Source organism: Paenibacillus sp. Mc5Re-14 (assembly GCF_001049835.1).
GTDB classification, from domain to species: domain Bacteria; phylum Bacillota; class Bacilli; order Paenibacillales; family Paenibacillaceae; genus Paenibacillus; species Paenibacillus polymyxa_C.
The window spans coordinates 1,994,886-2,018,805 of the sequence record NZ_CVPD01000001.1; the positions used below are offsets into that span (position 1 = coordinate 1,994,886).

Annotated in this window: 16 protein-coding genes and 1 riboswitch; of the genes, 5 read left to right on the forward strand and 11 right to left on the reverse strand. The window is 46.0% G+C overall.

Annotated features, from left to right (window positions below):
* Nucleotides 1-110: 110 nt before the first annotated feature.
* Nucleotides 111-3,251 carry an ATP-binding protein gene (locus tag BN1546_RS09120; RefSeq protein WP_090737203.1) on the reverse strand — a complete coding sequence of 1,047 codons (3,141 nt, stop codon included), beginning with the start codon at nt 3,249-3,251 and terminating at the stop codon, nt 111-113.
* Nucleotides 3,252-3,411: 160 nt separating this feature from the next.
* A complete protein-coding gene (locus BN1546_RS09125) occupies nt 3,412-6,798 on the reverse strand; it encodes an S-layer homology domain-containing protein (RefSeq protein ID WP_090737205.1) in 3,387 nt (1,128 codons plus the stop codon).
* 273 nt (nt 6,799-7,071) lie between these two features.
* Between BN1546_RS09125 and BN1546_RS09130 the strand changes: the two genes are divergently transcribed.
* Nucleotides 7,072-8,052 carry an aldo/keto reductase gene (locus BN1546_RS09130; protein WP_025678690.1) on the forward strand — a complete coding sequence of 327 codons (981 nt, stop codon included), beginning with the start codon at nt 7,072-7,074 and terminating at the stop codon, nt 8,050-8,052.
* Nucleotides 8,053-8,184: 132 nt separating this feature from the next.
* On the opposite strand, the gene BN1546_RS09135 is transcribed toward BN1546_RS09130, so the two are convergent.
* Together BN1546_RS09135 and BN1546_RS09140 are read right to left on the reverse strand one after the other, a co-directional pair.
* Nucleotides 8,185-8,850: a methionine ABC transporter permease gene (locus BN1546_RS09135; RefSeq protein ID WP_090737207.1), complete on the reverse strand. Its 666-nt coding sequence runs from the start codon at nt 8,848-8,850 to the stop codon at nt 8,185-8,187.
* Nucleotides 8,847-9,869 (reverse strand): methionine ABC transporter ATP-binding protein, encoded by a 1,023-nt coding sequence (locus tag BN1546_RS09140; protein ID WP_013369091.1) that lies wholly within the window; start codon nt 9,867-9,869, stop codon nt 8,847-8,849. Before BN1546_RS09140 ends, BN1546_RS09135 begins: the two co-directional genes overlap by 4 nt.
* Before the next feature lie 271 nt (nt 9,870-10,140).
* On the opposite strand from BN1546_RS09140, the gene pdaA reads away from it, so the two are divergent.
* Both pdaA and BN1546_RS09150 read left to right on the forward strand, forming a co-directional pair.
* The gene (gene pdaA / locus BN1546_RS09145) at nt 10,141-10,938 is read left to right on the forward strand and encodes a delta-lactam-biosynthetic de-N-acetylase (protein ID WP_090737209.1); all 798 of its coding nucleotides are present in this window, start codon (nt 10,141-10,143) and stop codon (nt 10,936-10,938) included.
* 117 nt (nt 10,939-11,055) lie between these two features.
* Entirely contained in the window at nt 11,056-11,178 is a 123-nt protein-coding gene (locus tag BN1546_RS09150) for a hypothetical protein (RefSeq protein WP_255305282.1), read from the forward strand.
* Between the two features lie 71 nt (nt 11,179-11,249).
* Here the strand turns inward: BN1546_RS09150 and BN1546_RS09155 are convergent, their stop codons facing one another.
* Nucleotides 11,250-12,950, reverse strand: a complete 1,701-nt coding sequence (locus BN1546_RS09155; RefSeq protein ID WP_040102295.1) for a glycoside hydrolase family 13 protein — start codon at nt 12,948-12,950, stop codon at nt 11,250-11,252.
* Between the two features lie 270 nt (nt 12,951-13,220).
* Between BN1546_RS09155 and BN1546_RS09160 the strand changes: the two genes are divergently transcribed.
* On the forward strand, nt 13,221-14,312 hold the full coding sequence (locus BN1546_RS09160) for a hypothetical protein (RefSeq protein WP_090737210.1): 1,092 nt from the start codon (nt 13,221-13,223) through the stop codon (nt 14,310-14,312).
* A gap of 298 nt (nt 14,313-14,610) precedes the next feature.
* On the opposite strand, the gene BN1546_RS09165 is transcribed toward BN1546_RS09160, so the two are convergent.
* The 6 genes from BN1546_RS09165 to BN1546_RS09190 form a co-directional block, all read right to left on the reverse strand.
* On the reverse strand, nt 14,611-15,399 hold the full coding sequence (locus BN1546_RS09165) for an SDR family oxidoreductase (protein ID WP_090737212.1): 789 nt from the start codon (nt 15,397-15,399) through the stop codon (nt 14,611-14,613).
* An 18-nt stretch (nt 15,400-15,417) separates the two neighbouring features.
* Nucleotides 15,418-16,575, reverse strand: a complete 1,158-nt coding sequence (locus BN1546_RS09170; RefSeq protein WP_090737214.1) for an SMP-30/gluconolactonase/LRE family protein — start codon at nt 16,573-16,575, stop codon at nt 15,418-15,420.
* 31 nt (nt 16,576-16,606) lie between these two features.
* Nucleotides 16,607-17,620: a zinc-dependent alcohol dehydrogenase family protein gene (locus BN1546_RS09175; protein ID WP_090737216.1), complete on the reverse strand. Its 1,014-nt coding sequence runs from the start codon at nt 17,618-17,620 to the stop codon at nt 16,607-16,609.
* A 310-nt stretch (nt 17,621-17,930) separates the two neighbouring features.
* On the reverse strand, nt 17,931-18,992 hold the full coding sequence (locus tag BN1546_RS09180) for an EAL domain-containing protein (protein WP_090737218.1): 1,062 nt from the start codon (nt 18,990-18,992) through the stop codon (nt 17,931-17,933).
* 275 nt (nt 18,993-19,267) lie between these two features.
* Complete coding sequence (locus tag BN1546_RS09185; protein ID WP_090737220.1) at nt 19,268-21,370, reverse strand: bifunctional 2',3'-cyclic-nucleotide 2'-phosphodiesterase/3'-nucleotidase; 2,103 nt, start codon at nt 21,368-21,370, stop codon at nt 19,268-19,270.
* A gap of 217 nt (nt 21,371-21,587) precedes the next feature.
* The gene (locus BN1546_RS09190) at nt 21,588-22,022 is read right to left on the reverse strand and encodes a pyridoxamine 5'-phosphate oxidase family protein (protein ID WP_058831378.1); all 435 of its coding nucleotides are present in this window, start codon (nt 22,020-22,022) and stop codon (nt 21,588-21,590) included.
* 270 nt (nt 22,023-22,292) lie between these two features.
* Nucleotides 22,293-22,402: riboswitch (TPP riboswitch) on the forward strand.
* A gap of 196 nt (nt 22,403-22,598) precedes the next feature.
* Here BN1546_RS09190 and BN1546_RS09195 point away from each other — a divergent pair.
* Entirely contained in the window at nt 22,599-23,636 is a 1,038-nt protein-coding gene (locus BN1546_RS09195; protein ID WP_058831377.1) for an ABC transporter substrate-binding protein, read from the forward strand.
* Nucleotides 23,637-23,920: the final 284 nt, after the last annotated feature.

Consider the following 23,920-nt stretch of genomic DNA (forward strand, 5'->3'; position numbering starts at 1 on the left):
GACCAGGCTATCTGCTTTATCATCCGATTTTTAATTTCTTATATTTTATATATCGTATAAACTCAGGCGCGATATTAGCTTTTTCCGGCAGATGCACTGTAATTTTTTATTCATTCAGTAGGGGGAGATAAGATCGTTTCCGGCACACGGAAGCTTACCGTCGTCCCTTGCATAGGATTGCTTTCAATCCGCAATCCTTCTCCATACATATGGATCAGACGGCGATGGATATTACGTAGACCCACACTGGACGATACATGCTCCTCCGACAGTAGCTGTTGCAGTCGCTCTGGTGGAATCCCAACGCCATCATCGGTCACGCTGACCACAAAATCGGCTCCATCCTCTTGTACAACCACTCGCACCGTTCCACCTGTGGCCCGCTGCATCACACCGTGTCGTATCGCATTTTCCACGATGGGCTGAATGCTTAATGGCGGGATCAGCGACCGGATGTTCCTCCCTACCTCTATAGTTACCTGCAACCGTTCTTCAAAACGGGCTTTTTCCAATGCCACATACGATTCTACCAATTCCAGCTCCTTGCATAGCGGAACTGTATTCTCCCTGTTTTGAAAATCAAAGCTTCCCCGCAAGTACTGACTCAGCTCCATGAGCAGCTCCGCTGCTTTGTCCGGGTCTACTGCTACGGTCGAAACAATGACATTTAATGCATTGTACAGAAAGTGCGGCTTGATTTGCGCCTGTAAAAAGGCCATTTCCGAACGCACCGCTTCCTCTGCCGAATTACGCATGTTCAACAGGGTGCGTACACGCGCCTTTAATTCCTCCGCATCAACAGGCTTACGCAGAAAGTCATTTGCTCCGGCCATAAAGCCTGCATGGATATCGCCGGGCAGATCGCGCGCTGTCAGCAGCAACACAGGTAGCTCGGAGAGAGAATACCGTTCGCGAATCCGTCGGCACAGCTCAATACCGGACATTTCTGGCATCATCCAGTCCGTAATAACTAGATCAAATCGGGCACGGCCATTCAGCAGATGAAGCGCCTCCTCAGCATGGTCCACAGCCACTACGCTACAACCTGTGGCGTATAACAGCTCTTCCAATACCCGAAGGTTAACCCCATCATCATCTACAGCCAGCACTCTGTAAGGAACATTCCTCACTTGCTCTAATCCATCCTCTTCAAGCGGATTCACACCCTGATTCGAGGTCACACCAGACTGCAATATAATCTCAGACAAGACATCTTTTTGAACTTCATGTTTCGACGTACCAGTCTCTGCTAAGGGCAGTGTAAAATAAAAGGTCGAACCCTTACCCAATCTGGATTCTACTCGGATATAACCTCCATGCAGCTCCACCAGACGACGGGTTATGCCTAACCCAAGTCCAGTTCCACTATATCCTTCATCCTCAGCATTCGCTCCTCGATTAAAAGGTTCAAATATGTGCGAAAGATGATCTGGGGCAATACCTGGTCCGGTATCCTTCACACTGATCTCCACTTCACGGTTCCTCACCTTGGCAGAGATTACGATTTCGCCTTCCTCCGTAAATTTCATCGCATTACCCAATAAATTATATAAGATCTGATTCAACCGGTCCTCATCTGCATCCACCTTGGGCAACGAATTGGGCCATTCTTTGACGAATTGGAGCTTTTTCTTACCTACGTTATGACCCAATACCTCTAGCACAGAATTCACGGCAGTCTGTACATTTACAGGCCGGCGGTTTAAGGCTAATCTTCCATTTTTCAAATTAGAAAAATCCAAAATATCGTTAATCAAATAAGACAGTCTGCGCCCTACATTCACAATCAAGGCCAAGTTGTGCTTTTGCGGCTCATTGAATTGTGCCCCGTAGCGGTCTAGCATGGATTGAGCGATATTAATAATTCCATGTAGAGGAGTACGCAGCTCATGTGACGTGTTCGCCAGAAATTCGTCCTTTAACCCATCCAGTGTTAGCAACCGTCGTGATAGGTTCTCAACCTCCATGAACGAATGCACAAAACGTTTGGCCAGCAACAGTGTTTGAGCCAATACGAATATGAGCATTTCATAGGCTGTCACCCCACGTACATCTCCCCAGCCCAGAACATACACAAAACTAGTCACCACAATCATAAGAATGCTCATAATACTAATGACTAGCAGCGCAGCGTCATCCGTCCGTTGAAGAAGTCCACGAATCAGAATCAGTAATACATACCCCACACTGACTACACCAAAAAGAAGAATAAAAGTCTCAAAGGATGAAAGGACCAGTGTAGGCAACAATAGCCCCATACCCAGCATCAGTGCGGTTACAATATTATATAGAAGCAGCACGATTCGATTCATAACAATCTGTGTCGTCAGATGAACATACCGAATCAGAAAATAGTAGAACAGCGTCGAAGAGAACGATTGAATTTTCAATATCCATTCATAAGGCAAATCCGGCATCCCCCAGACTAGCAGCTTCTCTCCATGTGTCAGAATGTAAAATAGTGCCGCGATGCAAAAGCATGCTAAGTAAAGCAGGGCCTTCTCTTTTCTACGTAAAAAGTACAGCATGATAAAAAATACGGTAGGGATAAAAAATCCTGCAACTAGTACGGTGTCCTCTGCCATCGCTACTTCACGGCTATGCGTAATACTGGCATAATCCCCAAATAGCAGCGGATAAATGATCCCCCCAGAGGAATAGCTATAATTAGCCACATGCACGGTAATATCAGCCGAATGTCCATCTACTGCAGCAAACCCAACAAAGGGGGCGTTGCCCTGCTTGCCCTTGTCGGCCGAAACAGAGGGAATACCACTTGCCCCCACCTCTGCTCCGTTAATCCATACTCGGCTGGAGTTGCGAATATTTTGCATATGGATGCCGTACAGATTTTCCACTTTTTCAGGTAACAGTACACGAACATGATAGGTTCCATATCCAGTTGCCTGTCCCCCAGGCATCCACTGATTCCATCTACCAGGCACATTCACAATTTTGGCAGAAGATCTGGTGCCTAATCCCAATTTGGAGGAGTTTTGACGATTTGCCCAATCCTGATATCGCGTTTCCTGAAAAGATGAAGGCTGCAAAAGCTGATTAGGATAAAACTCCCACTCTCCTCCCAACTGTACAGCACCTTCCTTGTCGGGGTCCCAATTACGCAAATCAATAACACCGTTGTGAGCTTTCCAATGACTGTTTCCGGATAATACACCCGACACTAACGGATATACCGGCAACGCAACCGCAAGCAGAAGTATAATAAAAAATAAAACACCCTGTTTTTTCATAAATCCCCCGCTCTTTTCAATAACGTCTATCTTTTTGTATCGGTTATTCTATCCAGCTACATTAGAAGCGTTGTCCATACAAAAAAGGACGTCCGCCGCAGATAAAATCTGTGCGGAATCGTCCCCTTCTATACATCCTTGTAGTTTCTAATTTTTCTTATTAAGGAATCATACTGTCATCATTACCGCCGCCAGGAATTGATCCTGAATCGTCACCACTGCTTTCGCCAGTTCCTGTTCCGTCGCTATCGCTTGGCGGTGTTGCTCCACCACTGCTGTCGCTACTTCCTGTTCCGCTGCTATCGCTTGGCGGTGTTGCTCCACCACTGCTGTCGCCAGTTCCTGTTCCGTCGCTATCACTTGGCGATGTTGCTCCACCACTGCTGTCGCCGCTTCCTGTTCCGTCGCTATCGCTTAGCGGTGTTGTTCCACCACTGCTGTCGCCGCTGCCTGTTCCGTTGCTTTGTTGCTGGCTGTCTATAAAATCTTTATACTCCTGAATCGCATCCTCCAGATTCATGTAATTTCTCTTAACTTCCGGCATAGGATAATACGGGTCCAGACGATTGAATGCATCCACTACTCTGTGAAAGTAGACCGTCGTAGGATCTGTACCATTTACTGTAAGCAGATTGTTCGCAATGTTCTTAAGCTCATTGATATCAAGATCAGTTACGATCCATTTGAATTGGTAGTTCGCAAACGCTGTAATCAGATCCGTATTAGCTTGGTCTACCTGTACCTGTGTGCTATCCGGATTATTAAGCACAAGGTTTGCCAGGTTAATTTGCCCTTGAAGTTCTTCGTTATCTTGTTCGGTATAATGACGGCCGAACGTCTGAACTTCATTATTAGCTATACTTATGTTGAAATTTAACAACATGGTATCCACTGCTATTGGTGCAGCATACTGGCTCTGTACTTGTTGCAGCTCCTCATATACAGGAACAACGTCTTGTAATTCAAAGCTGGACAAGCCTAAGAAAGTAGAGGCATGCTCTGAAGCAGAAGACAAGGCTTGCTGAGCCTCAGCGCTTAATGCGCCTGAATTTTGCAGCAAAATTCCATTGATCGAAGTCTGCATTTCAATGACTTTGTCTCTCAATTGTAGTCTTTTCTCGTTATATTTTTCAAGATAGGTCCCTTTAGCCTGACTTAATTGATTATAAGAGATGACCAATTGCTCCTCAGGAGTAAATGGCATAATGAGTGCAAAGTTGGCTTGTCCTGTTTGTTGCTCTAAAGACAGCATTTCCGTATTCAAGTAATTACGAGCCACAGGGTTAGACAGCAGTTTTAGTTGAATATCTTGAACCAGCTGCTGCAGTTTTTCCCGAGTTGTAGCAGGCAATGGCACAGTGAACTCCGTAAGCCTTTGACTCAGCTCCATGTTCAAGTTCAATACGTCCTGCTGGGTCATAGCAGTGTGCATCTTCTCTGTATATTCCTGAATCAGGTTGTCTAGTTCAGCATTTTGAGAACCATTCTGATCGTAGATAACCTGCGCTTCTTGTAAAGTATTTTTAAGCACCGAAAAGTCGGCTGCTTGCAGTGCCAAGAATGATTCTGTGGCACCTTCTATTTTTTGTGTCCATTCGTCCAACTGCTCCGTTGTAGATAATGGATTCAGATATACTTTTGATCCTTCCCTCACAATGGACTTGTAACGCGCTTTGTCAGTTTTCAAATTCTCCACACGATCCGTTACATCGAGAAAATGCAGATATGCATCTCTGAGTTTTACTGATGCTTTGTATACCTTTATTACTCGACCCAAGCTTTCTACTTCCCGATCCACAATATTCTGAGGCGCATTCCCTTCCAACACATTGTTGCCAAATCGAATAGCTTGACTTAGTGAGTCATCCCAAAGAGACGGAAATTCGTCACCAATCATTCGGTTTTGTTCAAGGGTAGTCGAAGCTAACTGAATCAGTCTAGTTAATTCCTGTGTTCCAATCACCGGTTCTGTGGCTGAGGCCGTGTACACAGAAACATCCTGTTTCAATGTGCTGAGCGCTTGATCTACTTCTGTCTGTGTAGCTGCCGTATTGTTCAGTACCAGCATAGCTTGATTGATTGCTATAGACAGGCTTTCCTTCGCTGCGGCTGGGTAAAGCGCCTGATCCGTTCCACCCTCATCTGCACGCTCCAGCAGTTCTTTGGCTGCATGGACTTCCGTCTCCAACTGACTGCGGTCTACGCTGATAATGTCACTGTCGTGTTTTTTCTTATCTTTGCTGTCTGTATCCGTGATAACCGATCCAGCAGAGGATGAGTTCTTTGTACCATTCACGAGACCAATAGCTTCTTTCACCGCATCATAGTTAATGATAACATCCCGCGGCTGTTTTTGTTCCGGCAGGTTAAGCTGGCTGATTGCCGCTCCCTTAGCCAACGTAATAAAAGGAACGCCCACATATTGAGATGCATCCAGCAAACCAATACTACCGTTAACCAACAGCTTGCCGAGTCCCTGTTGTAATGAAACACGGCTAATCGCAGCATTCCCTTCGCTCACGATCGATGCATCATTTTTCAGCGTCAAGTTGTCAATCTTTGTCGTTCCGGTTGCTGTCAGCTTGGCATCCTTAGAGCCCAACTCCACACCAGACCATGTCGTATTTTCCAAAATGGCCGATACAGACTGATTTCCTGAACCTTTGATTTCCAATACGCCTGTGGAGGACATGTTTTTCAAGGTTACCGAACCATTGACGATCAGGCGTCCATCAAAAGACACACCCTTACCGTCAAATACGCCACCGTCTGCGTTAATTTCCAGCTGTTTTACACCTGTGAGTGTACGCAAATTACGGTTAAGATCGATTTTTGCCCCTTTTAATACAGCTTTGTTATTTTCACCGAACAAGCCTTGCAAAGATCCTTCCAGCTGGTAGGGGATATTTCCGATTCGAACAGTATTGCCCTCTGATTTCACTTCTCCTACTGGATGATCCAACAGGCTAACGAATACTTCCGCACTACTCTCCCGGTTCAATGGATTTTTCAAATCCGTTGCAGAAGCATCCTCTGATAACAAACCATAATTGCGAGCTACCTGAACTGCATTTTGCTGTGCGTCCGTAGTACCTGCATCCTGCAAGTCCATTGCGCGTACTAGCGATACGATCAGTTCTTCCTTGGTAATGGCATCTCCCGGACGGAACAGTTCTCCGTTGCCTGTCATATACCCGGCTGCACGTACAGCCTCAATATAGGGAGCACCCCATGCATCCGAGGATACATCCATAAAAGATGTTTGCGGCTGATTGTTAACTTCCAACTGGAACAGACTGCACAAAATTTTAGCCGCTTCTGCGCGGGTCAAATTCTTTTGTGCCATAAAATCGCCCTGATTACCACCTGTCATCAAACCCAAAGTGCGAGCTTGTGTTACAAATCCAGTTTCACTTTGCGTATCTGCTGTCGCTGCATAAGCAGTCTGGGCACCGCCCATCCAAGGCAGAGATACGATGGAGCCTGAAGCAATCCCCAGTACCATTGCAGATGCAATCCATTTATTTCGATTTACAAGTTTCAACATTTTCACTCCTAGACGCTATTTATTGGCAGATATCCTGTTATATCAAAGGCTTTAGTCATGTTTAGTTCTAAGATTTATGCAACCAAGGAACTACACTAAGAGAAGTATACGAAACCCTACTGAACCGATTCTGAACAATTAGACCTATACGAATCATTCCGCAGCAAAAGTGCTTGGCTTGGAGTTAACTCCATATGGCATAATATCCGATGTAAGCAGGTGGAATAGACTAGATTTGAAGAAAACCATATCTAGGAAGCGAGGTATAATCAAATGGACTATGTTAAGCTTGGAAATACCGGCTTGGATGTATCCCGGCTTTGTCTTGGCTGTATGGGCTTCGGGGTCGCTGAACGATGGATTCATCCATGGATACTAGATGAAGAGCGCAGTCGTCCAGTTATAAAAAAAGCTCTGGAGCTAGGCATTAATTTTTTTGATACCGCAAATGTATATTCAGATGGAACTAGCGAGGAAATTGTCGGACGGGCTTTAAAGGATTATGCGAATCGAGATGAAATTGTCCTAGCAACAAAGGTTCATTTCCGTATGCATCAAGGCCCCAATGGTGCTGGACTTTCCCGAAAGGCCATCATGAGCGAAATTGATAAGAGCCTTAAGCGACTGGGGACAGATTATGTGGATCTATACCAAATCCATCGCTGGGATTACAATACCCCTATTGAAGAGACGATGGAAGCATTACATGATGTTGTGAAGGCCGGAAAGGCAAGATATATTGGTGCTTCTGCCATGTATGCATGGCAGTTTCTGAAGGCATTGCATGTCGCTGAGAATAATGGATGGACACGGTTTGTATCAATGCAAAATCATTTAAACCTCTTATACCGTGAAGAAGAGAGAGAAATGCTGCCGCTTTGTAAGGAGGAAAAGATCGGTGTAATTCCATACAGCCCGCTTGCAGGAGGTAGATTGACGCGGGATACGCAGGAAACAACACATCGGTCTGAAACCGATCAAGTGGCAAAATCTAAATACGATGCGACTGCAGATTCCGATCGATTGATTGTGGAGCAGGTTGCGACAATCGCAGAAAAACGTGGAGTTCCCCGCGTTCAAATTGCTCTTGCCTGGTTGCTGCAGAAAGCACCGGTGACAGCTCCTATTATCGGTGCTACAAAGACATCTCATCTCGAAGATGCGGTAGCTGCCCTATCAATTACGTTAACACCTGAGGAAATTGCGTCGCTGGAAGAACTGTATGTTCCTCATCCAGTAATTGGCGCTCTATAATAGTAATGTAATAGTAGTATTCATATAAGAAACAGCAAAAACGCCCTATCCAGTTACATAGGGCGTTTCTTGATCAGTAATAACGCTAAAACCTAACATACCAACTATATATTTTTATATCCGTTTTGTTCATTAACCCCTGCGTGCTTTGCGGGAGAGCAGATTGCCCAAGGACTGAACACCTTGTACAAACACGACTAGAATGATAACAGTGATCAGCATTACCAGCGTATCAAAACGTTGATAGCCATACGCTATCGCCAGGTCGCCAATCCCACCGCCACCGACCGCACCAGCCATAGCCGTTGCACCAATCAATCCAATGGCGGCTGTAGTTAACGATAAAATCAAAGAACTGAATGCCTCGGGTAGCAAAAAATATCGAATGACCTGAAACGGAGTCGCTCCCATCGCATCTGCTGCCTCCAATATCCCCGGGTTGACCTCCAACAGCGAATTTTCCACCAACCTGCCGATATAGGGTGCTATATATATAATCAAGGGGACAATGGCCGCACTGGTCCCAATAGATGTATGCACAATCAGACGAGTTAACGGAATGATCGCTATCAGCAAAATAATAAACGGTAAGGAACGGACAATGTTAATAATCGGATTTAAAATACCGTACAGCCATTTGTTCTCCAAAATTCCGCCTGAACGGGTAACAACAAGTAAAATACCGATAGGAATCCCAATCAGAGCGCCAATTAATAATGATATGCTGACCATGAGCACGGATTCATACAAAGCTTCCCACAGTTGATCCCAAGTTATCGTGGTTCCTGTAATCATCATAGACTCTCCACCTCCTGAATATGGACTCCTTTGCTCTTGATAAAATCAACAGCCTGCTGAACGGCCTGCTGCTCACCGCGCAGTTGAAGTGTCATATAGCCAATCGTCGTTTCTTGTATCTCCGTCATGTTGGCAAACAAAATGTTCACATGGATATCATGCTTCCGAATCAATTCATGAACCACTGGGTCGGAAGCTGCCTGTCCGATAAATTCCAGCTTGTATATGCGTTGCGACTCTTGTTGCTCGAACGTTTGCAGTACACTATCCGGTACTTCATCGTGAATAACTGTGCGTACAAAGCTTTGCGTCGTTGGATGCTTCGGCTGCCCGAATACCTCCAGTACATCGCCCTGCTCAATGATTTCCCCCTTCTCCATTACAGCTACCTTGTTGCAAATCCGTTGAATGACCGACATCTCATGGGTGATGATCAATATGGTGATCTTGTATTCCTTGTTAATTTTGCGAAGCAAATCAAGAATAGACTGCGTGGTCTGCGGATCGAGTGCCGAGGTTGCCTCATCACAGAGCAAAATGGACGGGTTGCTCGCAAGCGCCCGCGCAATCCCGACACGCTGCTTTTGTCCGCCGGAAAGCTCGCTGGGATAACTATTTGCCTTATCCGATAATCCTGTGAATGCCAGCAACTCTGTTACACGCCTCTCAATTTCCCGCTTGTTGCGCTTGAGCAGCACCAACGGAATGGCAATGTTTTCGAATACTGTTTTCGATTCCAGCAGATTAAAATGCTGAAAAATCATGCCGATCTTCTTCCTTACTTTTCGCAGCCCCGAGGTCGAGTAGGCATTTAAGCTCTCCCCTTCGACAAGAACCTCACCGGTCGTTACTTTCTCCAGACGATTGACCAAACGGATAAGCGTACTTTTTCCCGCACCACTGAATCCGATAAAACCAAAGATATCTCCTTTATCCACTGTGATATTTATATTTTTTAACGCTTGAATGCTTAAGCCTTTTCTTACATAGGTTTTGGATACATTCCTAAGTTCAATCATAGCTCCTAACTCCTCCCGCTCCATCAAGTATGTAAAATCTCTCTGAGTTGATTTCTTTCCTATGGCACGAACATCGAATCAAATTTAAATCCGAGTATTTTAGTAAGTTTTATAGAGTATACTACTTCGATTTTATTGATGTCAATATGTGTTTTAAGTTTGGTGCAAGCATTTCTTTCTTTGCATAAATGAACATGATATTGCAGATGGTATGGAATAAGCCGAAGTATACACATCTTACCCGAATCAGGGCGGAAGCGGAGGAAGATAGATGAAGCAAATATTTACCTTGTGGCTATGCATTGCATTGATGGGGATGTCCACAGTTATGGGAGAATCAGCATCAGCTACCCAAGCTGTGGACGGACAGCCGTATCATTTTGGATTTAAAAAAAGTAAGGGAGGCGAGCTGCCTTCCATCGCACAAGAAGGATTTATGCACCTGATTGAAAGACAAGGCGGCATCTTTTTGGGGGATACGACTAAGAAAGAATTGTTTCTTACTTTCGACAACGGTTACGAAAATGGATATACTCCCAAGGTGCTGGATGTATTGAAAGCCAAAAAGGTTCCAGCCGCCTTCTTTGTAACCGGGCATTTTGTAAAAGACCAACCGGATTTGATGCGCCGCATGGCCAGCGAAGGCCATATTATCGGAAACCATTCATGGAGCCATCCTGATATGAGCACCATTTCTTCGGCAGAGATTCGGTCTGAGCTGGATCGGGTACGAACTGCGTCTGCAGAGCTGACTGGGCAAAAGGAAATGAAATATGTCCGGCCACCGCGCGGCATTTTTAATGAAAAAGCATTGGTATCCTGTCGAGAAGCTGGATACACGAGTGTGTTCTGGTCGGTGGCCTACAAGGACTGGGACACGAATATTCAGCGAGGAACAGACTATGCCTATCGCCAAGTTATGCAGCAGCTCCACCCTGGAGCGGTCATTTTGCTCCATTCTGTATCCAAGGATAATGCCGAGGCACTTGGCTCGATCATTGACGAGGCTCGCAAGCAAGGATATGAGTTCAAAAGCCTGGATGACCTTAAAGTTAAGCACTATCATTAAAAATAGCATCTAGCTTAATGACTCAATACCGTCATCAGCCCGATCCACATCTGCCCTAGCAGACTGTGTGAATCGGGCTGATTAGTTTACGAATAAGGAAGGTCATGGATATCCGTCATGATTCATCACCATGCTGAACTGGCTGCCTACGCGACTGAATCTATCCCCAATGAGGGGGAAAATCAAGAAGAGCGGATTATCGCCAAAATACGTGAATTGGCTGAAACAGTAACTATTTAGTCCAATGCTAAGGAAGGGGAGGTCCCTCTATGGGCCTTTCCTTCCTTTTACCATCCAAAGGATAACAACGCCTATTTCAAGGTCAGCTTATACACTCTGGCTTCATAAGGCCGCAACTTCAAGGCGTGTAAATTTTCTCCTTTTACTGGTTCGTAGTTGGAGAGAAGCAGCTCCGCCTTGGCGGCAGGAAACTCCTCACCGTCGGGCCAGTGGAACACGGGATCACGGTCAAAGAAATTCAAAATGACTAGCAAACACTCTTGTCCCAACATGCGTGAAAATACATATAGCTCTGTATCAAGTGGCAACAACAGCTTGTATTCGCCATAGACTATGACCTCATGTTGTTTGCGCAGAGCAATCAACTTACGATAATAGTGGAAAATTGAGTTCGGGTCATTTCTTTCTGCTTCTGCATTAATGTGCGTGTAGTTATCATTAATTTTCATCCACGGCTCTCCATCGGTAAATCCGGCTGCAGGTCCGGCATTCCACTGCATGGGAGTACGCGCATTATCCCGACTTTTTCGCCAGATCGCGGCCATAATCTGCTCCTCCGGCTCACCGAGCTTCCGTTGCTGCTCATAGTAGTTTAACGTTTCCACATCCCGATAATCATCAATCGACGGGAAGGCAATATTCGTCATCCCAATTTCCTCACCCTGATAAATATAAGGTGTACCCTCAAGCATATGTGTGAAGGTTGCCAGCATTTTGGCGGATTCCACACGATATTGTCCATCATTCGCAAAACGGGAGAGAGCTCGTGGTTGATCGTGATTGTTGAGATAATTGGCATTCCATCCTTCCTGATGAAGCACCGTCTGCCAACTACTCATTATTTTTTTCAGTTCCACCAGCGTCCACGACTTGTACTTCCATTTTTCCGTTCCTAACCCTTGTGCATCAATAAACATGTGCTCAAACTGGAACACCATATTCAGCTCATGCCGCTGATCTCCCACATAATCCAGTGCCTGTTCCGGTCCTAAACCGGACGTTTCGCCAACCGTCATTAAGGGATAACGCTCCAGTACTTTTTCATTTAGCATCCGTAGAAGTACATGAACCTGTTCCAGATTGGAAAAGAGTTGATAGGCACGCACCAAGGGTTGTTTGTCCGGATTATGGGCATCTGGTAGCCCTTCTGCTTTGACAATATGGGCAATGGCGTCAAAGCGGAAGCCATCGACTCCCTTTTTTAACCACCATTCCACCATACGATAGAGTTCACTCACCATCTCTTCATTTTCCCAGTTCAGATCCGGCTGATGCTCGGAATACAGATGCATGTAATATTCGTCTGTAAGCTTGTCATATTTCCACACAGAACCGGAGAAATATGATTCCCAGTTGTTCGGATATCCGCCATTTTTGCCTGTTCGCCATATGTAGTAGTCTCGCTTCGGATTATCCTTGGATGAGCGTGACTCCGTGAACCACGGATGCTCATCCGACGTATGGTTTAATACCAAATCCATCATAATTTTGATGCCTCGTTCATGTGCCTGATGAAGGAGTTCATCAAAATCCTCCATCGTTCCAAACTCATCCATAATGGCATAATAATCGCTAATGTCATATCCGTTATCGTGATTGGGCGACTTATATATCGGGCAAATCCAGATCACATCAATCCCTAGCTCAGACAGATAATCCAGCCGAGACAAAATGCCGCGCAGGTCCCCTTTTCCGTCTCCGTCAGAATCCTGAAAACTGATCGGGTATATCTGATAAACAACAGCTTCCTTCCACCATATTTTTTTAGGCATGTTTCCCTCCTGTATCTTCTCTGTACATCCAATAGCTTATGCTCTTAACATACACGCAATACCTGTATGCGAATCGTTGGTGCAGGGAAATAAGGGACTTGTAAGCTTGCTCGGGCGCATAAGCAGAGCTACTATAGCCTACGATATATTTTTTAATTTAATTTTTGAAAAACAGGTTGTATAAATGGACTTGGCGTTACCTATATTTATGAACTGCCCATATACTTGAACCAAAAGCGGTGCCATTCTTGAATTTAGGGAGGAATGTATATGAACCTTCGACCCAAGGAGCCAAAGGATCTGATTGTGGAATCAGCTGTAATCCCACCCAACATCCATGTGGATGTGGAGTCAGCCACTGAGGGGGGAACACGCCGTCTGATGCTTAGCGATAACCCGGAGACGCTTACCCATGTGACGGTACCTACCGAGCAAGCCACTTTGTGGCATGATGTGGTTCGCACCACAACCCGGACAGTCAAGCATCGGATTTTCGGCTGGCATTATAACAAAATAGGCAGCCCTGTTAAACTGGGCATCACCATAGAGAATAAAAGCACGGCTCGCCTAGAAGTACGTCATATTGAACGTGCCCTTGAGATTGCACCCGAGGACGGCAACTGGATTATTGATGTTGGGCAGTCTATTGCCAAAAGCTGTTTGGCGGGTACGATGAAACGTCTCAAGCCAGTAGACCGTCACAAATTCGGCAGAGGCACCGCCTTGCTGGAGGAATTTGAGCTGCCCGAAGGATCACTGGCGGGATTCATCTATGACCTCACGGTAGAATATGCCGAAGGCCACGGTACGCTGGACTATGTGATTCGCACCGTAGTCAGCAAAGATACGCAGACGGATCTGCGCGAGATTCACAAGGATGCACTCCCTCCTGTCCCCCCGCCGCAGGCGCACCCACGAGGAGTATGGTCCTTTTCTGAAACAAATGCGCGCATGCCGGAGTATGTAGTAGGGCAAAGCGCCAACTACCGAGCATGTGCCACTAAGAAGCTGAACGGCGAAACTCCTGCAGATCTGCTGTTTACCGGAGCACGCAGCGAGCTGGGGCCTGCGCTTGATAATCGCGGACAATTCGGAACGATATATAACGCAACCATTCCTATCGTTAATCACAGTAGTGAGGTACGTACTGTGCGAATTTATGCCAATCCACGTGGGGGGGCGTTCGCCGGGTCTGTACGCGTAGATGGTCATGTATATGGTATCCCCTTGCTACAAGATAATGCCAAGGTATGCCGACTGACTGACATCCGCGTCCCTCCTGGCCAGTCGAGCTATTCTCTTAGCTTCATGGTCGCCGGCAGTGCAACTACACCGCTAGGCCTGTACGTCATTACACTATAGCTGTGCTGACGATGACTGGATGAGCGAACGTGGGGCTAAAATTTTCACAGAATATGATCTGCTCTATAGTAAATGGAGCTGTCCCGAAGCTGGTTTTAAACTTTATGGGACAGTCTAGCTTCGCCATTAGTATAAAAAAGCGCGAGTGCAAGGGTTATTTCCCCTGTAGCTCGCGCTTTTTGGTTCATGCTCACCCATCTGAGCAGGTTATGGTCAAGCGAAGGCACGTAGTCCTCTCCGCCGCCATACCCGACATCGGCAATGACCATACCCGGTTTGTGTCAGAATAAATACCGCTCTATTTGAACCGCTGGACCTGCCTCGAAGGCATAATGGTCAACTCTGGAATATTGACATGCTCCGGCTGCTCTAGTGCATAAAGGGCAGCTTCTGCAACATCATCGGGATGCAGCGGCAAAACGCTCGAAGCAAACGCCCGAATTTCCTGCTCGGGATATCCGGCCACCTGCGAAAATTCCGTCGCCACCGCCCCGGGATGAATTGCAGTTACACGAATTCCTTGCGTACTGGTCTCCAAACGCAATGCAGAGGCCATGGCGCTAACGCCGTACTTGGTAGCGCTGTATAGTCCTCCTCCGGCAACCACTTCCTTCGCTGCAATAGAGGAGACAATGACAACATCCCCCTTGGCCTGTTCCCTCATTGGCTGAAGTCCGTACTTCAGTGTCAGGACAAGACCGTGCACATTCGTCTTGTAAAGCTCCTCCCACCTTTCCAGTTCCACTTCTGCCAGTGGGCTTCGATACCCGAAGCCGGCATTGGCAACGATAATGTCAAGCCGTCCCCAGCGTTCAAGAATGGCGTGGACCGCCTGCTGTACGTCTTCAGCTTTTTGGATATCAGCAGGTATTGCCATGACCTCGTACAATTCCTCTTGATGCAAGTCGCGAACCAATTCATCCAATCGCTCCTGACGGCGTGCCAATACAGCTACATACGCGCCTCGCTTTGCCAGTTTTTTTGCAATCGATGCCCCAATGCCGCTGCTTGCGCCTGTAACCAAAGCTACTTTCTCGGCCAGGCTTTCCTTCGCTTTCCAGGATAATCTCAACTCATCCAATATCATGTTATACTCTCCCCAGGCTTATTTGGTTAAAATCACACGATGAACACCCTGGCTGCCTCCAGGAGCTGTACCTATATATAAATATCCGTCATGATTTACAGCTGTGGTTACCCCATAAAGCGAGCCTTCAGGATCATGCCAGCTTCCGATGAGTTTACCCTGCGGATTAAGCTCCACAGCAAGCCCATGCTTCACAGGTGCGCTTGCACCGCTGAGCAGCGATTGAGGCAATTTGGCCATCATTCCAGCCAGCCACGGGCTTCCATGCATCTGATCTACAAAGGGAATACGTGTCGTGAAGAGACCGACCCAGAAATGGCCTTGATCATCACGCGTAATGTTATCCGGAAAACCGGCAAGATTATCCACAAAAATATCCGAAGTCCCCTTCTTAGGCCCTTTGAGCCAGTATCGGGTCAATTGGTAGTGATACGACTCTGCCACAAGCACAAAATCTTCGTCCGCAGACAAGGCAACCCCGTTCGCAAAATAAAGGCCTTCCAACAGAACTGTCGTCTGCTTGGTCGCCGGATCATATTTCAGCAAACGTCCATGTGGCTTGTTCTCGGCGATTTCTTTGAAGACTACACTGCCATAATTGGAGGTGTCAGAAAAATAAATAGTACCATCTTTGGCAATATCCAGCTCGTTGGCCAAATAGATCGGTGTGCCGTCGACTTGATTGGCCAACACCGTCACGTTTCCGGAAGGATCTACCGACAGTAGCCCCTTCTTAACATCCGTAACGATCAGATTTCCACTTACGTCAAATATAAGTCCATTGGGCGTTCCTTTGGTATCTGCATATAGCTGGGCCTTTTGCGGATTGCCCTTAGTATCAAAGGCAACCTTATAAATTTCCCCGTCGGAGTCTCCCGTATATAAATTTCCTTCCTTGTCAAAGGTGATAAATTCCGGAAACTTAGGGGCATCTGTAACAAGCTCTGCGGAGCTGAGTTTGTTGTTTTGTTGCCATGGACCCGCTTGTTCAAAAGAGGGAGCCGAAGGTGCAAGCCATTTTGCAGGCTGCACAGGGGGAGGGATGAGCATAAAAATAACCACTCCCAGAAGGATTACCGCCAGCAGCGATAATCCGCTTCTGCGTACCCATTTACGCGGTTTCTTATTCTTTCTTCCTTGAGAATCTTTGACAGATAAATCAGGTTTACTGGGCATTAGAGTGCCTCCTATGTGATGTGAATAATATTTATAATTGAACGACGATTTTACCGAAATACTGTTTTCCTTCAGCCAAAAGTGCGAAGGCTTCGCCGATTCGGCTGAGCGGGAATACTCGGTCAATGACAGGATGTAAACGATGGCGGGAAATGGCACGATTCATGTTTTCGAAATGTTCCCGGTTACCAACTTGGCTGCCACGAATCGTCGCAGCCTTCTGCAAAATGCTGGTGACATCGAACTCAGGAATAGTCAAGCCCGATAAGAATCCGACCATGCTCACAGTCCCTCCGGTACGAAGTGCATTGATGGATTGCGCCATTGTTGCCGCTCCCCCTACATCCAGGACATGGTCAACTCCGCCGCCTGTCAGTTCCAGAGCCACCTTATCCCACTCGGGAACTTCCGAATAGTTGATTGTCTGCCATGCGCCGAGATCCTTTGCTCGTTCGAGCTTGTCATTGCTGCTCGATGTGATAATTACCCTTGCTCCCGCCATCAGAGAGAATTGAAGCCCAAAGATGGAAACACCGCCTGTTCCTTGCAAGAGCACCGTATCCCCCGCTCGCAGCCCGCCGGATTCCATCAGCATGCTCCATGCGGTTAATGCCGCAATCGGCAAGGTGGAAGCCTCCTCCCAAGAAAGGTGATCCGGAATGGCGACGACCCCTTCTTCATGCAGAACGATATATTCAGCCGCCACTCCACTGAGCGGGCCTCCCAGACTGTCCTTTAAGACCTCCGCTCTCGTGCTCCCACCAATGAATTTCTGTTGTAAATTTGCCGCTACCCTTTGTCCAACCTGAAATTTTGTCACCCCTTCGCCCACAGCTACAATTTCACCCGCTCCATCGGATAATGGAATGAAGGGAAATTGAATGCCGATCGGCATTACTCCGTTGATAACTACCAAATCCCGGTAATTAAGAGACGCTGCCCTTATGCGGATCAGAACTTCCAGCCGTCCTGGCACCGGTATGTCAAGTTCCGTCAAGGTTAACTCTTCAAAGCCAAAACCATTTTTCAGTTGCACTGCTTTCATTTTGGTTGTCCTCCCTGTAATGCTAACTTTTTACCTAGTATGAATACAGTGTATTGTATAGGAAACAGTGTTTCCTATACAATACACTGTATTCAATTATCTTCAAGACGTCAATCTTTACTTTAAAAATAAAAACGGCAAGCATGACCAAAAAACGCGAGTTGCAGGGGTGAAATAACCTCTGCAACTCGCGTTTTTTTACATTAATGGTGATATAAGCACTGTCCAATAGAATTGGAATTTGCTTATGCCACAGTCTTATTTAAGCTCAAATTTTCATAAAATACGTCTTCTTTAATTTGTTCCTGACTTATATTACGCTACTAAGCATAAAGTTGGAGGGCGGACCGGGCTCCGGCTTGCCAAACAAATAACCCTGGGCCAGTGACACACCTGCATCGCGACAAAATTCAAAATCCTCCATTTGCTCTACACCTTCAGCCAACACCTGACCTCCAAAACGAAAAGCGGATTCCACTATCCCAGTAATTTGCCGTTTCTGATCATTGTTATGATGACAGCCATCAATTATACTGCGGTCAATTTTAACATAATCGGGCTGGAGGCAGTTCATAAGCTCTGTCGTAGAATAGCCGGCTCCTACATCATCGAGTGCCACTGAAACTCCCCGTGTACGATACTGTTCAAAAATTTGATGCAAAAAATTCAGGTCGTCTATTTCTTCTGTCTCTACGACCTCAAACACAAAATCCTCCGTATTCATAGATAACCGTTCAATCGTCTCAAAGGTATGATTCAAGCAATAAGCCGGATTATAAATGGTTGAAGGGAGAAAGTTAATAAATCGTTTAATCCCCGCCGGAAGGCAGGTCGCACTTTTTTCAATAGCGGAAATACGAGCCGAGCGATCCAAATGAGCATGCAATCCAGCTTCACGGGCGACTTCAAACAGTCGGAAAGGCTGAAAAGACTTATCTGGCTGTGATGGACGCAGCAAAAACTCAAAGCCGATGATATTCAGCTTGTAGTCAACAATAGGCTGCATATGGCTGGTAAAGTTTTGATTATTAATAATACTCACCAGATCCGGATGTTGCAGTCGAGCTTGCAATTGACCAAATAAAAGCCATTCCTCAAATCCCTCAACATGTTGCAAGCCAGTCACCACAACTTGCATTCGGCTCAAGCACTCCTGCGGCAGACGAGCCAGTCCGTTAACCAGCTGTTCCAACTGTGAACGGCTGTCATAGCGAAACACGATGTTACCCTCACACCAATGTTCTTGTTTCATTTGTTCCGATAGCATGCCAAAGCCCTCTAATGCTGGAGTAAGTGACACCCTAGAATGCCTAATTTTCAGCAATCCTTGATCCTTAATAGGTAATATGATGCTGCAATTGCTGCAAGTCATAATGGTCCTCCTCGGAACAATTTCCCGGTTTTTTCACCATTATATCACAAATAATTAGAACAAAAGTACTATATAATTACGTGTTTTTACAAAAAATAAGCTTATTCTCAACAACAACTTAGGACTTAAGTATATATTCGACAAAAACAAAACCTTTTTTACACTCATGATAAACGCAGGTACTGTTGTATTTGGCATCAAAAAAAGCAGCAAGTCTCTTGTTTAAAGAGACTTACTGCTTCATTCTGATATGGAGTGGAAACTAAAACTCCAAGTTACTTGGATGCCTTTGGTTTCGTTGTTTTAGCTGGTTTTGCAGCTGCAGGTTTAGTCGTTTTAACAGCTGGCTTCGCGGTTGCTTTCGCAGGTGCCGCAGCTTCCTTCACAGACGTCGTTGCTGCACTAGGCTTAGCGCCAGCTTTCAAGCTGTATTTGGCAAACCCGTCTGCCGCGCTGCTCAAGTATGAAATTTGTTGATTTCCGGCCAGCACATCTTTGGCATCAGGAGAGGACTCAAAGGTAACCTTGGCCTGACCAAAAGGAGCAATAGACCAGTTGCCGTCCGCTGACGGGTTAATCGTTCCGTTCGTACGGATATAATCAACAACGACTTGGCGACTTTCATCTGGTGCTGCCATCACAATACGTTTGCCATCTGGGTTGGCCAGTTTGGAGGAGGAAGCACGATAGTTATTGGTCGCAACGATAAATTTCTGTGCAGGATCAATAGCCTTCCCATTGTATTGCAGATCCTTGATACGATGGGCTGAAGAATCAATAATAGTTCCCTTGGCATCATATCGTGCAGGCTGAGTTACATCAATCTGGTAATTCACACCGTCAATCACATCAAAATTGTAGGTTGGAAAATCTTTGTTGATCAGCGATTGTTCCTCTGTTTTGCTAGGATCAATGCGGTTGAACTGACCCGCAGACCATTCCAGCCACTCCTGAATTTCAGCACCAGTAACTTCTACGGCATGAACCGTGTTCGGGTACACGTACAGATCGGACACGTTTTTAATCGCTATTGTACCTTCAGGAATGTTGGTATAATACTCGGCACCGTTGCGACCACCGGCTTTGAATGGAGCGCCTGCCGATAATACTGGGAGATTTTCGTATTCTGTTCCTTTAAGATGGTTTTGAACATACCATTTCTGTGCATTTGTCACAATTTGAATGGACGGATCATCCTGCACTAATGCAAAATAGCTGGTAATCGGTGCAGACGTTGTACCGACAGGTTGACGAACATAATCCAGCGTTCCTTGATGCTCTTCTTTAATCGCGTCTTTCAGTTTAGTGTCAGGAGTAAACTGCAAAGCATGGTTTGTGGTGCTCACAATTGGCCGCACTTGAGACTGAGAATTGATTACATTCCACTCACGGTTTTTCTTTTCCAGGCTCAGATCAATAATGCCCAGATCCTTGCCCCACGAAGAAGCTTCTACAGCTGGTACACCATTAATAGTTCCTTTATCCAAATCTACGCCCTTCATATCTTTAAAATCAGGGCCAGGGAAAGATTTATGAGCATGCCCAAACAGAATCGCGTTAATTCCGTCCACCTGGCTCAAATACTTAACGGCATTCTCCATCATTGGCGTTTGCGGCACATCCTCATAACCTGTATGTGCAAGCACGACAATAATGTCAGCACCTTCTGTTTTCATTTGTGGAACAAACTTTTTGGCTGTTTCCACGATATCCTTTGTAACGACCTTATCCTTCAAATTAGCTTCATCCCACTGCATAATTTGAGGTGTTACTAGACCGATGACACCCACTCTGAGTGTATGCTCTTCGCCCTTCTCATCCGTTACTGTTTTGTCAAGAATCTGATAAGGGGTAAAATAATTTTTAGTAGCTTGACCCTCATTATCAACATAGACGTTCGCATTTACGTAAGGAAAATCAGCACCCTTGAGCGATTTATCCAAAAAGTCGAGGCCAAAGTTAAATTCGTGGTTGCCCACAGTAGCCGCATCATAGCCCATCAAGTTCATCATCTTGTAAACCGGATGGACACCGCCTTCTTTCTCGAAGACTCTGTTTTTAGCCATATAATCGCCTAAAGGATTGCCCTGCAGCAAATCACCGTTATCGAACAGCATGCTGTTTCTTGTTTCACTACGAGCCTGTTGGATCAAGCCTGCTGTACTAATCAAGCCATATTCGTTGGTTTCTTTGTCCGAATAGTAATCATAATTCATCAGCGCCCCATGAATATCCGTTGTCTCCATGATCCGCAAATTCACCGTAGCGCTATCGCGAGAGTCGCTAGCTGCCCAGGATGGAGCGGCTGAAAACACCAGTAGGCTACAAGCTACAACTGCTGCTGTAAACCCTTTAAACCAATTTTTACGAAATAACAAAATATACCCCTCCTCATTAAGGTGTATGCCTCATATACATACTTTTGCACATATATGTAAGCTTTGAACCCACCATTCCTATTTTAATCCAACGTAGGACAAAAGAGTAGTCATTTGCTTAAAATATTTATGGAAAAATAATTATTTTTCGCACAAAAAAGCCAGTAAATCTCCTAAAAAAGTTGGAAATTTACTGGCTTGTCCGTTTATATTGTTTCTATTTCGTCCACACCTGGCGCTCCGTTTGTTGACCAACATACTCAATACGAGTCGGATTGACGTCTAAAATGACATAATCGGGATCATCAGGTCCGGAAAACCACTTTTTCAGAGAATCATTCCACACTTGTTTGCGTAACCCCTCATCAGCTGTAACCTGGACGGTAGCCTCCACTTCCAAGACTTCCTTCGTACCACCCACTTCATAACCCAGCAGCAGATAAGCATTCGGATTGTTCTTTAGCTCTTCCACTTTATGTGTTTTGCGATCCGTCGCCAGATGAATGTTCATTCCATCGTTAAAAAGGGCCATATAGCGTACTTTCGGTTTTCCGCCCTCTACCGTACCTAACGAGCAAAATTTGTTGTTATCCAAAGCCTTCACAATGGCTTGTTCCAGCTGACTGCGATCCAATGTCTCCGTTTTACCCATAGTACAACAACTCCTTTTTACGAATTAGAATTCTATAGAGTCTATGCCACTTGGCACCAGCTCTCCTAAACATACAGTGTAGCTGTTCTGAAAATAACATGACCAGAACAGATCTGAATGATTCATGTTCATTTTCAGATCAAAGCTCACAGTAAAAGTGTACCCTGTCATTCGGCATATGAACCGTGAGCGCTTCCTTAAAGCTGGACAGACCCGCCTTCAAGGCATATAATCGTCGTAGTAAACCCGAATAAACGAACCCATTAAACCATACAATGCCAGGGGTGCTGGAATCGGCCGGCTGAGAGTGTGTCCCAAGACACTGACCCTTACAACCTGATCTGGGTAATGCCAGCGTAGGAATGCTTAAGCAAGATGTGCCTTTTATTAAAACAGGACATCCCTTACTTTGGTATATACAAGCGCAAGCGTCCCGGAATCCCGGGACGCTTTTTTTGTTGAAGATGAAGTTGTTGGAAAGATTGCATTCCGGCAGATGTTATTTTTGTGAAAATGGGGAACATAAGCTGTCTGATTGGACGGATAACGGGTAATTAAAAAGGAGAGAACACAACGATGAAGCGCATGAAAATATTAAGCCTGGGTCTAATCAGTCTGTGGCTCATGGCTCTGACCGCTTGCGGCGGCAATCCCCCTACATCTCAAAAGGAGGCTCCTGCTGCCGACACTTCAACGTCTACCTCGGCAAAGAGTCTCAAAGATGTTAAAGTCGTGCTCGACTGGACACCCAATACGAATCACACGGGACTCTATGTCGCCAAGGACAAAGGATTTTACGAAAAAGCAGGCTTGAATGTCCAAATTGTTCAACCAGGCTCAGGCGGAGCCGACCAAATGGTTGCTTCGAATGCTGCACCTTTTGGTATCAGCTATCAAGAAGGCGTCACTCAGGCTCGCATCCAAGGCGTGCCGCTCGTATCCATCGCTGTGGTGATTCAGCATAACACCTCTGGCTTCGCAGCCCCGGTAGACCGCGGAATTAAAAGCCCGAAAGATTTCGAGGGTAAAAGCTACGGCGGCTGGGGTTCTCCTGTAGAAGAAGCGGTCATGAAATCCATCATGGATTCAGACCAAGGTGATGTGAGCAAAGTGAAGATCGTCAATATGGGCAATGCAGACTATTTTACAGCCGTGAAGCGGGATATTGACTTTGCCTGGATTTTCTACGCATGGACCGGGATTGAGGCCAAGCTTCGAGGTGAGCCATTGGATATGCTATATGTAAAAGATTATTCCAAAAACCTCGATTACTATACACCTGTAATTGTGAGCAATGAACAGACGATAAAAAATGATCCTGAGCTGGTTAAGGCGTTCATGGACGCTACTGCGCAAGGCTATGAATACACTATCGCCCATCCAGAAGAAGCGGCAGATATCTTAAGTAAAGCTGTGCCGGAGCTGGACAAAAAACTGGTACTCGCTAGTCAAAAATGGCTAAGTCCGCGTTATCAGGACGATGCCGCGCAATGGGGCGTACAAAAAGCGGAGGTATGGAAAAACTACTCGGACTGGATGTATGAACGCAAGCTGCTCAGCAAACCTTTGGAAGTCGATAAGGCCTTCACAAACGACTTCTTGCCCAAGCGTTGATCTTGTAAATAGAGCTTGAAGTAGCCTTTGTGCCACTACGCGGACGGATGATGCTTTCCATCGCCACCGCCCCCGGATTTCCGGATTAAAGCATCAGCAGGGTAGAAATCCGGGGGCAAAAGCGACCGCTTCGCTTGTACAGCACCATTCCGTCCGCTTCGTTCTCGCTCCACTTGGTTTATTCTTTAGTCTCATAGTATCTAAGCGCAAAAGCAGGTGCGCTTGTGTGTAAAAATGCCACACAACCTATCAAAAAACTAAAGTGCTTTTAAGGCGGTTGGCAG

Excerpts from the sequence above, each read along its gene's own strand:
- BN1546_RS09155 (WP_040102295.1), bottom strand. The coding sequence starts at position 12,950 with ATGCCTAAAAAAATATGGTGGAAGGAAGCTGTTGTTTATCAGATATAC.
- BN1546_RS09125 (WP_090737205.1), bottom strand. The coding sequence starts at position 6,798 with ATGTTGAAACTTGTAAATCGAAATAAATGGATTGCATCTGCAATGGTA.
- BN1546_RS09135 (WP_090737207.1), bottom strand. The coding sequence starts at position 8,850 with ATGATGATTACAGGAACCACGATAACTTGGGATCAACTGTGGGAAGCT.
- pdaA (WP_090737209.1), top strand. The coding sequence starts at position 10,141 with ATGAAGCAAATATTTACCTTGTGGCTATGCATTGCATTGATGGGGATG.
- BN1546_RS09190 (WP_058831378.1), bottom strand. The coding sequence starts at position 22,022 with ATGGGTAAAACGGAGACATTGGATCGCAGTCAGCTGGAACAAGCCATT.
- BN1546_RS09180 (WP_090737218.1), bottom strand. The coding sequence starts at position 18,992 with ATGACTTGCAGCAATTGCAGCATCATATTACCTATTAAGGATCAAGGA.
- BN1546_RS09130 (WP_025678690.1), top strand. The coding sequence starts at position 7,072 with ATGGACTATGTTAAGCTTGGAAATACCGGCTTGGATGTATCCCGGCTT.
- BN1546_RS09165 (WP_090737212.1), bottom strand. The coding sequence starts at position 15,399 with ATGATATTGGATGAGTTGAGATTATCCTGGAAAGCGAAGGAAAGCCTG.
- BN1546_RS09175 (WP_090737216.1), bottom strand. The coding sequence starts at position 17,620 with ATGAAAGCAGTGCAACTGAAAAATGGTTTTGGCTTTGAAGAGTTAACC.
- BN1546_RS09170 (WP_090737214.1), bottom strand. The coding sequence starts at position 16,575 with ATGCCCAGTAAACCTGATTTATCTGTCAAAGATTCTCAAGGAAGAAAG.
- BN1546_RS09140 (WP_013369091.1), bottom strand. The coding sequence starts at position 9,869 with ATGATTGAACTTAGGAATGTATCCAAAACCTATGTAAGAAAAGGCTTA.
- BN1546_RS09195 (WP_058831377.1), top strand. The coding sequence starts at position 22,599 with ATGAAGCGCATGAAAATATTAAGCCTGGGTCTAATCAGTCTGTGGCTC.
- BN1546_RS09120 (WP_090737203.1), bottom strand. The coding sequence starts at position 3,251 with ATGAAAAAACAGGGTGTTTTATTTTTTATTATACTTCTGCTTGCGGTT.
- BN1546_RS09160 (WP_090737210.1), top strand. The coding sequence starts at position 13,221 with ATGAACCTTCGACCCAAGGAGCCAAAGGATCTGATTGTGGAATCAGCT.
- BN1546_RS09150 (WP_255305282.1), top strand. The coding sequence starts at position 11,056 with ATGATTCATCACCATGCTGAACTGGCTGCCTACGCGACTGAATCTATC.